Origin of the sequence: Ruegeria sp. HKCCD8929 (genome assembly GCF_013031405.1) — a bacterium.
In the GTDB taxonomy this organism is placed as follows: Bacteria; Pseudomonadota; Alphaproteobacteria; order Rhodobacterales; family Rhodobacteraceae; genus Ruegeria.
Genome location: NZ_WPZY01000024.1, coordinates 41,473 through 52,957, shown reverse-complemented (window position 1 = coordinate 52,957; position 11,485 = coordinate 41,473). Strand labels below are relative to the sequence as shown.

Genomic DNA, 11,485 nt, shown 5'->3' with positions numbered 1-11,485 from the left:
ATGCCATGAATCCATGCGACAGCGGCGTTTTCAGGTCATGTGCAATCGCCACCACAGTCGCCTTTGTGCTGACCATCAACGTAGAGAGGCGGTCAAGATGCTGGTTCATCTGGCGGGAAATGCGATCGATCTGATCGTTCGCGGGTGAGACCGGCAACCGGATGTCGGTGTCGCCTTTGGATACTTCATCCAGCGTTTTCCCAATAGACTGGAATTTTTGCAGGTTTTGTTTGCTGACAAAATAGCCCGAGCCAAGGACTGCCAGTGACAAAGTAGTCGCCAAAAGCGTCAGGCCTTCAACCAAATTGGCCAGGGTTTGATAAGCGGGCCGAAGGCTGCGGACCACTGCAATTCGATACCCTTCAAACATTGCGGAGTGAATTATGTATTCCGGGCGCCAAACATTTGCGATCCCAGTCGGCTGCTTAACTTGTTGCCACCCTTCCGCTTGCAGCGGAGCCACCGATCCTCCCGCCAGAAGAGTCCCACGCTCGTCGAACAGGCCCACCAGATGATCGTCCGACTTGTAAGAGCTGCTCAGGTGCTCAATCGCTCGTTCAAGCGAGGGACCGCCTCCGTCCAACAGAATCTCATGCAGCAGATACTCCTCTTCGAGGATTTCCGCCTTCAGATCTTTGATGAGCGCGGCTTCTACTTCCAGATAGGCAAGAAAACCCGAAACAGCGAGGATCACCGAAACCACAACCGTCGCATATATGGCGGTTCTGAATGGTGCACCTGAAAAAACGCTACCGCGGTCCATGCAAGCTGTATCCGATGTTTCGACCGGTGTGCAGCAGCGGCAAATCAAAGGGCCGATCAATCTTTGCCCGAAGGCGGCTGATATGCGTTTCCACCACAGTTGAGTTGGGGTCAAAACTTAAATCCCAGATCCGCTCGAGCAGCGTGGTGTTCGTCACCACGCGATCTGAAGTGCGCATCAGGTCTTCCATCAATGAAAACTCGGCGGCAGTTCTTCCAGACCGGACCATCATATGCAGTTCTGTCGCTTTCCCATTAAACCTGACGTTGCGCCGGTTTGAGTGACTCCAACAAAGCAGTTTCCAGTGCGACATTGGGCTACGAAGAGGACGTATCCGCGAAATTTTATTGCGACATTAACGAAAGGTGTGTTTGAGCGAACAGCGAAGCCAGAACTTGGTATGAACTTTTTGTTACTTTTCAAGGTTTTATTCCTCGCAACTCGTGCGCTCACCTCTCGCAGGGCTTAATCACAATCCCACACAGGCGGTAAGATCCGATAATATCGAACTCAATTTAGCAAACTAAAGGGCTGACCGTTATCCGAACTGCGAACGTCATCCGACGTAAGAATCGAAAAAGGATGCAAATGACCGGTACGCTTATCCGATTCTCGAATTCGAGATTCTGCCACGCAAGATGGCTGGGATCTATGGCAAACATTTGGCGATTGGCCCGCACCCCTTTGTCGACTGAATGACTGCCGGTATTATTGAGTAGACAGTCTGGTCGTGATTTCTTTCAATGGCGCGCAGTATCCGAAGAACGTTATCCTGTTCGCCGTGGTCTTCTATGTTCGATACGTCGGGTCATACCGTGATCTGGAAGAGATCATGTCCGAGCGAGGCGTTGTGATGGACCACACCACGTGAACTGATGGGTGACACGGTGTTCCGGCGCAATCGCTGAGACAGCGCGTCGCCGCAAAGGACAATGCGACCGCTTCTGGAGAATGGATGAGACCTGCATCAAGGTGAAGGGCGCGTGGGTTTACTTTTACCGAGCCGTTGGCAAACACGGCAAGAGCCTTGATTTCATGTTGTCCACACGCCGGAACCAACCTGCGGCAACGAAGTTCTTCGCCCGCACTAGCTCTGAAGTTCACATCAAGACATCCGGAAGCTGCTTCAACTGATCGCGCCCCATGCCGCCATAATGCTTGCGCCACCGGTAATATGTCTGCTGCGTGATACCGATCTTGAGCGCCGCATCTGCAATCGTCATCCCTTGTCCTTATAGAACTTCAACCTGCCGAAGCTTCGATACGATCTCTTCGGGCTTCTCTCTCTTCCCAGCCATCGCTGATCCTCCTATTCGCGGGACAAATCTATCCCAGTTGGGGAACCACTTTCAGGGGGCTACACCAGCGACACCTAGCAGCTTCAACGACAAGACCGGCATAACGGCTGACCCAGCGGTTCAATGTCGCGTGGTCCAGGTTACCCTACGCTCTGACAAGATCTCCTCCAGATCCCGACATGACACACCGTTGCGCAAGTAGAAGAAGACCGCGTGCGAGATCACTTCTCTCGAAAAATGCGCGCCCTGGAATGAGATCGTCACGGTTTGCTCCTGTCTTATCCGAGCGCGCGCTATCAGAACCGCGGTCGGAGCGACAGTCGGGAGCAGCGTTGGCGACAGAAACAATTGGAGCGCCAAGTTCATTTATGCCGGATGACAATATTGTCGAGCAGCGCGACCGATTTGTCATGCAGCGCACTCGACCAATGCTGGGTTTCAAATCTTTCGCGTCAGCAGCGACAACTCTGGACGGAATCGAAGTCGCGAACATGATCCAATAAGGTCAACTCACACTTGGACCTTGCCCGGTTCGTTAATTCGCGGAACTGGGAGCTTAACCCACCTTTCCGGCGTGATCTCTTCGGCCAGTAAGAAACTTCGCAACAAAACCAACCCACCTTGGCACATTGATGCCGTCGGGGGGCGGTCACATCATCAAAGCCCATTCAAATGCTCTTTAGCATTGCGCGGCTGGTGTCAAACTGCAACCTTATGGCGAAAGCAAAAGGAAGTACTATGAGGCTAAGTACTATATTGTGTGCGGTGGCCGCGGTAGTTTTTTCTTCGACCGTTCCGGTTGAAGCACAGGAAAACACGTGGGAGACGTCCTTTGTTTTCTACCTCTGGGCTGCAGAGACCGACACCGCGGTTTCCACTCCGCTGGGTACCATCGAAACAACTTTGCCCTTTAGCGATGCATGGGAAAATCTGGACTTTGCCTTTATGGGTGTATTTGAGGCGCGGCGCAATCGGTGGAGTCTGATTGGCGATTTTGCGCAGACGAATCTATCGGTTTCAAACGCTTCGCCCGGTCCTGTTTTCGGCGGCATAGATGCTGACATCAAACTGCAGGTTTTGAACGGCTATGCGATGTACCGCGTGAGCCAAAACAGCACGTTGTCTTTGGACATCGGCGCGGGTGCTCGATGGTTCAACACCGACACTACCCTGACGTTGACACCGGGTACCGCCCCAGGACGGTCTGCTGCTTTCGACAACGGCTGGATTGACCCGGTTCTAGCAGCGCGAGTGACGGTGCAATTGTCTGATCGGTGGGTTGGCGCTGCGTTCATCGATTACGGTGGTTTTCGTGGCAACAGCGAGTCGCATCAGGCCGCACTGACGGCGCAGTACTGGATAAACGATAGCTTGAGCGTTTTGGTCGGTTACCGACTGCTGGATCTGAGCCATAGCGAATCGGGCGACGCTTTTGATTTCAAACAATCTGGACCGGTTTTCGGTGCGCGATACCGCTTTTAATCACCCTTTTGATTATCGGTTAGTCCGGTGACGTCAGAGACAGCTCAATCGATCTTTCAGACGCGGGCCTCAACTCACTTAAATCGCTTTCGTGTTTCCAGCGGAGGATCTCGAAAAAACGCCCGATAGTCGCTCGCAAGCCTGCCAATGTGCCAAGTTCCAATTTGTGCAGCAAGGCTTAGTCGCAAGCTTTCCCCCTCTGTCTGCAGTTAGACTGTCATGCTACATCCGTCGCGGCATACAAAAGAGGTTGAACGTGGTGAATCGGATTTGTTGCAAACTTGGGGCCGGATTGACGAGAAGGCGTGTTCCTTTGCTTGTTGCCTGAAACAAACATGAGCAGGTTCTCGCATGATTTCGTTCAAAGGTGACTACTTCCCAAAGGAAGACGACCTTGATCGATCATACAGCATTACGAGCGATCATGTGACTGCAATACAGGACTAGACTGCCATCCATTATCTCGGGCCAAATGATCGCTAAGTCAAAGTGACAAGTGATTTTCGCTGCAACTGTTCGAAATTGTTTGAACGCACATGAAGAGTATCGAGATAGGTTAGCAATGCCGTTTTCACTTAGGTCCGAGCAAGTTCTGAATGAAACCTTTGCAACTGATCTATCTACGGCACCCCTCGGCTGTCATTGCAGATCCGAAGTGAGCGCGGAAAGCGAAGGGTCGTCAGGATTAATCGAAAGCGCACGGTCCAGTACCTGCCTAGCGGCATTCAAGCCGCTTGTCGCGGCAGCCAAGCGTACCTGCATTACCCAGGCATCGACACGTTGTGGATCGAGAAGCGTCACTTCCTCGAAAGCCTTTTGCGCGGCAAGTAGGTTGCGCATCGTGAGTGCCATCCCGCCAAGTACCAAGTGCGTTTCTGGAAAGTCTGCACGGTTGAGCAACGAGCTTCTCCATTCGGACAATGCCCGTTGCAAACGCTCTTGTTCGTGACGGGACATTTGCGATCCCCTTGCAGACAGCATTGCCCGCGCAGCAGCAATCCTGACGGTCTGGAACGGATCCTCCAACAAAGGCAACATCTTGGAAATCTCGTCTTGGTCTGCATCGGTCAGCAAACCCATTGCACTGGCGCGCACCATCGGATCAGGATCATTCAACTGCTCAACCGCCAAAACTCTCACATGCTGCGCCGCATTCTGCTGCAACAACCACAAGGCCGTGGCACGTATGATTGCAGGCTGGGCAGTGTCACGCGCCAACTGGGCAAGGTCATCGCTAGCCGTACCTAGATCGGTGCGGGCGGCCGCGAATATCTGCCCAAAGTGTGCACCACGTTTTATGCTTTGGGGATACCAAGACTCTAAGGTCTGCGCGGCCCATTCCGGCGTTCGATCCGTATGGCAATCCGTACAGGTATCCGGAGCCCCTGTCTCAGCCGTGAGATCGGGCCGTGGAATGCGAAACCCGTGATCCCGGCGCCCATCAATGCCCATGTAAATCTGTTCCGGCATATGGCAGCTTTTGCAAGCCGCACCCTCTGAGCCCATGGGATGAAAATGGTGGGCCGGATCGTCATAAAGGGCGCGTTTCAGACCAGAAAACCCTTCCCGCCCCACTGGCGAGTGACATTGTGTGCAGACATAGTTCCCATCGGCTACAAGCGTCGCAGAATGTGCCTCATGGCAATTGGTGCAACTTACCCCGCTGGCATACATCTTGGATTGCAGAAACGAGCCATAGACATAGACCTCTTCCAATATCTGACCGTCCGCATGGTAAAGACCGGGCCGCAGCAAGGCGAGATTGTAATTGTCGTGATACGGTGATCCGGGCAGCGGGTTACCATCTCCAAAAGCCTCGCGGCGGGAATGGCAAGTGGCGCATTGCTGGATCGTCGCCTCGGCACCTGCGTTGAAATTCATGACCAGCCCCACGGCGTTCAGCAGACCTGCTCCCTCGGCGATCCCGCGCCCTGCCGCCCAGTCAAGATGGGCCGAACCCGGGCCATGGCAGGCTTCGCAACCGACACCGATTTCCGCTTGGGTCGAGGCGTAAGTGCGGGTTTTCAGATCATAATTTTTCTTAAACCCGGTGGCATGGCATTCCGCACATCGGGCGTTCCAGTTTTTGTAAGGGCCGGTCCAATGCAACCCATCATCCGGAGGCAGATCCTGATCGGGATAGAGGTGATACCATCGTTCCTTTTCCGCGTTCCAGACCACGTCAAAGCTTTGCAGCCGACCCGGTTCGGTTTCGAACAGATATTGCTGAAGCGGGGTGATGCCCACGACGGAATGCACCGGGTATTCGGTTGTGACCCCGTCCTTTTCGGTGACGGCTGCGCGATATTTATTCCCATTGGCGCTGAACTGGACGCTCATGCCATCATGGCTGAAGGATGCGCCATCGAAATCAGCGATCACCGTGTCCGGCGATGGCGTGGTCCAGGCCAGCGCATGATGCGAACCGCTCCACGCGCGGGCAGCCTCGGTATGGCACTCAGCGCATTGTGACGAGCCGACATAGGCAGGCTCTTGCGCGGATGATACGGTCGTGAAACCCAGACAAGACACGCCGACGATGGCGGTCCGTCTGACCAGAGGAACTGATAAACGAACGGCTATCTTGATGTCCTTCCCCGGTGCTATTGCGCGCCAGTGTAGATGCGTGACCAATCCTTGGCCATATCGACAATGAGCCAACCCAAATCCGGGCCTTTTTCCAGCCCATCGCACAGTCGGCCGATATGGCTATCACAGGCATAAGCCACTTCACGTTCGCCATCCGTATGATGTACAATCAGACCAAGCCGAGGTCCGTCGCCCGCCGTGGTCCATTCGATCATCGCATAATCACCGTCCGAGTTTCCTCCAGCAATGATCGGTCGCTTGCCGATGATCCGGTCGATATTGATCGGCTTGCCTTCCTTATCGTCGACAAAACCGATTGCGGGTTGTTTGATTATGGTTGGAACGCCGTCGATCACCTCATAAGAGGTCTCGGTATAGGTGCCGATGACCTGTTCGGTCGGGATGCCATAGGCGAACTCGGCAAAGACCCGCATGAAATGGATCCCGCCGCCGGAGACAATATATGTCTTGAACCCTTCGTCGCGCAAATAGCGCAGCAATTCCACCATCGGCTGATACGTCATCTGGTCATAACGCAGCCCGGTGATCGGGTGGGTTGCCGTGGCAACCCAATCGGTCACACTGGTCTGAAAGTCGTCTACGCTCAGGCCACTATGGGTCGCGCCCAGCACTTCGATTACGGCCTCTTTGCCGCCTTCAGCCAGAGCCGCATAGTCGCCTGCGACAGCAGCCTTGAGGGCATCTGACGTAATCGCTCCGAAGTCGTCGTCCTGCGCCTTCTTCTGAAACGCCTCGACCGCATAGATCAGCTGGAAATACACCGGCTGCTCACCCCAGAGCGTGCCGTCATTGTCAAAGACGGCGATTCGGTCGGACGGAGTAACGTAGTCATCAGACATGGGATCGGTGACGCTTTCGACAAACGAGATGATCCGCACCTTGCTGTCGGTATCATTCCAGGATGGCAAAGGGTCTGCGAATGCCACGGAAGTGATGAGCGACAGCGAAAGGAACAAAAAATATCTGAGCATAAACTAGCACCTTCCCAGGGTCAGAGAAGACGGGCCGCCGTAATTCGGGCGGCCCGGATCGGTTCCGTAATCAGGATCAGTCGCCTACGGGCGCGATCATCTTTTCCATCACCTGTTCCAGATTGAAGCTGGCAGCTTTCTGGCGCGGCGGGAACTCCTGGAATGTCGCCAGGAAATTGCCCACATATTGCTGTGCCGGTACCAGGAAATAGGCCCGGTCAAGCAACCAGTCGTAATAGGTATTCGAGGTCCGATATGCACGCTCATAAGGGTCGCGGCGCAGGTTTATGATCAGCGGAATGCGCAGCTCGGTCCAGGGTTCGGCCCAGGCCCGCAGAGTGCCCCATGCCTTCTGCTCCAGGAAAATCAGCTTCCAGTCGTCATAGCGCAGCGCGGTCAGATCGCCGTCATCCGAGAAATAGAAAATCTCGCGACGCGGCCCTTCCTCAACCTCGCCTTTGAAATAGGGCAGGAAGTTGTAGCCATCAAGATGTACCTTGTATTCACGCCCGATGGCCTGAACGCCACCCTGTTTCAATTCTTCCTTGATATCGTCGCGGCCTACGGCGGCCATATAGGTCGGCAACCAGTCCATGTGGTGCATGATCTCGTTCGAGACCGATCCGGGTTCGACCACACCGGGCCAGCGCACCATCGAAGGTACCCGCCAGCCTCCCTCCCAATTGGTGTTCTTTTCGCCCCAGAACGGCGTCATCGCCGCATCGGGCCAGGTGTTCATATGCGGGCCATTGTCGGTGGAATAATGCACAATGGTATTGTCGGCGATACCCAACTCGTCCAGCAGGTCCAGCAATTGCCCGACATGCATGTCATGTTCCAGCATCCCATCGGTATATTCATCGTTGCCCGGGTTGCGTCGGTCGTCGGCCACATGGGTTCGGAAGTGCATCCGCGTTCCGTTCCACCAGACATAGAAGGGCTGCCCCTGATCGTGCGAGCGCTTGATGAAGTCGATGGCAGCGGCGACGGTCTCGTCATCCACGGTTTCCATCCGCTTCTTAGTCAGCGGGCCGGTATCCTCAATTGTGCCATCGGCCTTGGACTTGATCACACCGCGCGGGCCATAGGCCTCGCGAAAGGTGCGGCCATCGGCCAGAACCTGATTACCGGGATAATCTTCGTTCTCAGGCTCTTCTTCTGCGTTCAGATGATAGAGATTGCCGAAAAACTCGTCAAAACCATGGTTGGACGGTAGATGTTCGTCCTTGTCGCCCAGATGGTTCTTTCCGAACTGACCGGTGACATAACCTTCGGCCTTGAGCAGCCCCGCGATTGTCGGGTCTTCCTCCTGCATGCCTAGATCCGCACCCGGCAAGCCCACCTTGGACAGACCGGTGCGGAACACCGATTGCCCCATGATGTACGAGGACCGCCCCGCCGTGCAGGATTGCTCGCCATAATAGTCGGTAAAAATCATGCCATCATCTGCGATTCGGTCGATATTGGGTGTGTGATATCCCATCAGACCCATCGTGTAGGCCGAGATGTTGGACTGACCGACATCATCACCCCAGATGACAAGAATATTGGGCTTTTGCTCTTGCGCGGCGGCGGGAAGGGCAAGAAGGACCGCGCAAGTTAACGTCATTAGTGGGCGCACAATGCGCCGGGGCTCAAGGGCAGTAAACATGTTTTCTAACCTTGTTCGAGAATTAGGGAACAGACTTAGCTTACACGGAAATTTGAGTCCTTGTGTTAAAAATTGATTTATGAGGTTGCCCAAATTAGTTTGGATCTCGAACAGAGCACGACTCCGGTCACGATTTGGATGCCTTCGAAAGCTGATTGAATTCAATATTGTAAACACAGGAGTATGTTCTCACCTTTCTTGTAAGGATTGAGTAGAAACGCAAACTCGTTCGCTTCGGATGTAAAAACAGATTTTGGGCAACGACGGAGTATTCGCATGTCCGCACGTGATCAGATCTTCGATCTCAAAACCCGAATGGGTCAGTCCATCATCGGTCAGACCGAGGTCGTTGAACGTTTACTGATTGGCCTGCTAGCCAACGGCAACCTGCTGATCGAAGGACTGCCGGGACTGGCCAAGACACGTGCCGTCAAAGCAATGGCCAAAAATCTGGACGCGCAGTTCAGCCGCATCCAGTTCACGCCCGATCTGCTGCCTTCGGATGTCACCGGAACAGAGATTTATGTTCAGGGCGGCGGTACGTCAGAGTTCCGGTTTGAGCCGGGACCGATCTTTGCCAATGTCGTGCTGGCCGATGAGATCAATCGCGCGCCCGCCAAAGTGCAGGCCGCGCTATTGGAGGCGATGGAGGAACGCCAGGTCACGGTGTCCGGCACTACGCATTATATGGAACCCCTGTTCATCGTCATGGCCACGCAGAACCCCATCGAACAGGAAGGCACCTATCCCCTGCCCGAGGCACAGATGGACCGGTTCCTGATGCATGTGAACATCCTCTACCCCCCGGTCGAGGACGAGGTCGAGGTCATCCGCCTGGTTCGGGGCGAGGAACAGTCGGCCAGTCGGTCAAAAAAAACCAACACGGCCAAGCCCGTCCCCATTTTGCAACAGGCCGTCTTTGATGCGCGCGCGGAGATTTCGGTTACTCACGTGGCGGAAGCAATGGAGCGTTACTTTGCCGATCTGGTCTATGCCACGCGAACCCCCGCAGCCCTGAGCGACAAGTTGGCGAGCTGGATCGAGGTCGGTGCCAGCCCGCGCGCCTCGATCGCTCTGGACAAATGCAGCCGCGCTCATGCATGGCTGGCCGGGCGTGACTACGTCGATCCGCTCGACGTTCGGGCTATTGCCCATGACGTATTCCGCCACCGCATAACGTTGAGCTACGAGGCGCAGGGCGCTGGCCTGTCACCGGATGAGGTTACCGACGAGATCATCAAACTGGTTGCCCTGCCATGACGGCAGGCCGTTGGCCAAGGATGCTATGCCAATGATGCAGAAGACAGCGATTGCAGAACCCGGACATGATCCCCGTATCCATGTCAACCTGCACCAGTTGGTCGCGCTCAGACGGCGCGCCTCGCGCCTAACCTTCCTGCCACGGCAACCGGCAAATTCGGTTCTGAACGGCCGCCATACATCGAAACTGCGCGGTCGGGGTCTGAATTTTGAAGAACTGCGCGCCTATCTGCCCGGCGATGATATCCGTACACTGGATTGGAAAGTAACGGCTCGCACAGGTACACCTCATGTCCGGGTCTACACCGAAGAACGCGATCGCCCCACGCTGCTACTGATAGATCAACGAATGTCGATGTTTTTTGGTAGCCAAGTTTATATGAAATCAGTCATCGCCGCCGAGGCCGCCGCCATCGCTGCGCATCTGGTGTTGGCGCAAGGCGATCGGGTCGGCGGGTTGGTCTTTTCGGACGATGCCATCGCCGAACACCGGCCCGTTCGTTCACCCTTGGCCTTGCGTCGGTTGCTGGCCTCGATCGCTGACGCCAACGAGCGGTTGTCAGCCCGGAATCAGGCCACCCGCCCAGACCTGTTCAACCGGATGCTGCGCTCTGCCACCCGGATTGCCAAGACGAATTACCTCGTACTGATCTTCTCCGATTTCGACGGCGTAGATGCCGGTTCTGAGCCACTGATCCGCGGACTCGCCAGGCATAACGACGTGCTGCTGTTCAACATTGCCGACCCCATGGCCACACATGTACCAGCAAATGCACGCCTTGCCATATCGGATGGCGCCATGCAGGCCGAGATCGACTCTTCTTCTGCTGAGACCCACAAACAAATCGAAGCCTTTGCTCAGGACCGGCTGGCACTCATCCGAGGCTGGGCCCAAAAATACCAACTGCCATTCCTGCCGCTGTCGACACAATCCCCTTCGCTGGATCAAATCTCACATCTGTTGGGGGCGTCATGAACCCGGATCTGCAAGGTCTCAACCTTGTCGAACTGATCGACCTGTTGGAGCCTGCTCCGGAACCTGCGCCAATCTCGATGATGCCGCAAACCATTGGATGGATTTGGCTGGGGCTGGCACTTGCCTTGCTAGTCGGTTGGCTAACCCGTCGGGCCATTAAGCACCGTCATGCCAACGCCTATCGCCGTGCAGCTTTGGGCGCGCTGGCTGGTGCAGGGGATGATCCAGCTTGTGTTGCCGAAATCCTGCGCCGCACCGCATTAACCGGATTTCCACGCGGCGATGTTGCTGGATTGACCGGCAAGGATTGGCTGCGCTTTCTCGATCAAACCATGGGTGGTGACCGGTTTTCAAATGGCCCCGGCCGAATAGTCGCGCAAGCGCCCTACCGCCCGGTCCCGGCATCTCCAGCGCTGACCCAGTTGGCGCGCGACTGGATCGTAACTCATAAACCACCAAAGCAAGAGGTCTGAG

9 protein-coding genes and 5 pseudogenes are annotated in these 11,485 nt (G+C 55.2%); 6 read left to right on the top strand and 8 right to left on the bottom strand.

Features of this window, described 5'->3' with window-relative positions; all coding sequences use genetic code 11:
* Together GOX53_RS22970 and GOX53_RS22965 are read right to left on the bottom strand one after the other, a co-directional pair.
* Nucleotides 1–763: hypothetical protein (locus tag GOX53_RS22970; RefSeq protein ID WP_171180551.1), on the bottom strand; the 763-nt coding region annotated here is incomplete at its 3' end.
* Nucleotides 750–1,034 (bottom strand): annotated as a pseudogene (locus GOX53_RS22965) (winged helix-turn-helix domain-containing protein); the annotation flags it as partial. The pseudogene GOX53_RS22965 and the gene GOX53_RS22970, both read right to left, overlap by 14 nt.
* Nucleotides 1,035–1,493: 459 nt before the next feature.
* Here GOX53_RS22965 and GOX53_RS22960 point away from each other — a divergent pair.
* A pseudogene (locus GOX53_RS22960) lies at nt 1,494–1,849 on the top strand (IS6 family transposase); the annotation flags it as partial.
* 32 nt (nt 1,850–1,881) lie between these two features.
* Here the strand turns inward: GOX53_RS22960 and GOX53_RS29905 are convergent.
* Both GOX53_RS29905 and GOX53_RS22950 read right to left on the bottom strand, forming a co-directional pair.
* Nucleotides 1,882–2,061, bottom strand: a pseudogene (locus GOX53_RS29905) (helix-turn-helix domain-containing protein); the annotation flags it as partial.
* 67 nt (nt 2,062–2,128) lie between these two features.
* Nucleotides 2,129–2,325: pseudogene (locus tag GOX53_RS22950) on the bottom strand (IS6 family transposase); the annotation flags it as partial.
* Between the two features lie 474 nt (nt 2,326–2,799).
* On the opposite strand from GOX53_RS22950, the gene GOX53_RS22945 reads away from it, so the two are divergent.
* Entirely contained in the window at nt 2,800–3,543 is a 744-nt protein-coding gene (locus GOX53_RS22945) for a porin family protein (RefSeq protein WP_174867715.1), read from the top strand.
* A 639-nt stretch (nt 3,544–4,182) separates the two neighbouring features.
* On the opposite strand, the gene GOX53_RS22940 is transcribed toward GOX53_RS22945, so the two are convergent.
* On the bottom strand, nt 4,183–5,652 hold the full coding sequence (locus GOX53_RS22940; RefSeq protein WP_371810408.1) for a cytochrome c3 family protein: 1,470 nt from the start codon (nt 5,650–5,652) through the stop codon (nt 4,183–4,185).
* On the opposite strand from GOX53_RS22940, the gene GOX53_RS30355 reads away from it, so the two are divergent.
* Nucleotides 5,647–6,015, top strand: coding sequence for a hypothetical protein (locus GOX53_RS30355; protein WP_371810409.1), 369 nt, complete (start codon nt 5,647–5,649; stop codon nt 6,013–6,015). The genes GOX53_RS22940 and GOX53_RS30355 overlap by 6 nt on opposite strands.
* On the opposite strand, the pseudogene GOX53_RS30350 reads toward GOX53_RS30355, so the two are convergent.
* The 3 genes and pseudogenes from GOX53_RS30350 to GOX53_RS22930 form a co-directional block, all read right to left on the bottom strand.
* Nucleotides 5,968–6,075 (bottom strand): annotated as a pseudogene (locus GOX53_RS30350) (hypothetical protein); the annotation flags it as partial. The gene GOX53_RS30355 and the pseudogene GOX53_RS30350 overlap by 48 nt on opposite strands.
* Nucleotides 6,076–6,146: 71 nt before the next feature.
* Nucleotides 6,147–7,124: an HAD family phosphatase gene (locus tag GOX53_RS22935; protein WP_171180544.1), complete on the bottom strand. Its 978-nt coding sequence runs from the start codon at nt 7,122–7,124 to the stop codon at nt 6,147–6,149.
* 76 nt (nt 7,125–7,200) lie between these two features.
* Entirely contained in the window at nt 7,201–8,733 is a 1,533-nt protein-coding gene (locus GOX53_RS22930; RefSeq protein WP_217351890.1) for an arylsulfatase, read from the bottom strand.
* A gap of 318 nt (nt 8,734–9,051) precedes the next feature.
* Between GOX53_RS22930 and GOX53_RS22925 the strand changes: the two genes are divergently transcribed.
* The 3 genes from GOX53_RS22925 to GOX53_RS22915 are packed head-to-tail and all read left to right on the top strand — an operon-like array spanning nt 9,052 to nt 11,484.
* A complete protein-coding gene (locus tag GOX53_RS22925; RefSeq protein ID WP_171180540.1) occupies nt 9,052–10,035 on the top strand; it encodes a MoxR family ATPase in 984 nt (327 codons plus the stop codon).
* Nucleotides 9,992–11,011, top strand: coding sequence for a DUF58 domain-containing protein (locus GOX53_RS22920; protein ID WP_371810406.1), 1,020 nt, complete (start codon nt 9,992–9,994; stop codon nt 11,009–11,011). Before GOX53_RS22925 ends, GOX53_RS22920 begins: the two co-directional genes overlap by 44 nt.
* Nucleotides 11,008–11,484, top strand: coding sequence for a DUF4381 domain-containing protein (locus GOX53_RS22915; protein WP_171180538.1), 477 nt, complete (start codon nt 11,008–11,010; stop codon nt 11,482–11,484). The genes GOX53_RS22920 and GOX53_RS22915 overlap by 4 nt, the downstream gene beginning before the upstream one ends.
* Nucleotide 11,485 lies beyond the last annotated feature (1 nt).

Excerpts from the sequence above, each read along its gene's own strand:
- GOX53_RS22945 (WP_174867715.1), top strand. The coding sequence starts at position 2,800 with ATGAGGCTAAGTACTATATTGTGTGCGGTGGCCGCGGTAGTTTTTTCT.
- GOX53_RS30355 (WP_371810409.1), top strand. The coding sequence starts at position 5,647 with ATGCAACCCATCATCCGGAGGCAGATCCTGATCGGGATAGAGGTGATA.
- GOX53_RS22935 (WP_171180544.1), bottom strand. The coding sequence starts at position 7,124 with ATGCTCAGATATTTTTTGTTCCTTTCGCTGTCGCTCATCACTTCCGTG.
- GOX53_RS22930 (WP_217351890.1), bottom strand. The coding sequence starts at position 8,733 with ATGACGTTAACTTGCGCGGTCCTTCTTGCCCTTCCCGCCGCCGCGCAA.
- GOX53_RS22925 (WP_171180540.1), top strand. The coding sequence starts at position 9,052 with ATGTCCGCACGTGATCAGATCTTCGATCTCAAAACCCGAATGGGTCAG.
- GOX53_RS22920 (WP_371810406.1), top strand. The coding sequence starts at position 9,992 with ATGAGGTTACCGACGAGATCATCAAACTGGTTGCCCTGCCATGACGGC.
- GOX53_RS22915 (WP_171180538.1), top strand. The coding sequence starts at position 11,008 with ATGAACCCGGATCTGCAAGGTCTCAACCTTGTCGAACTGATCGACCTG.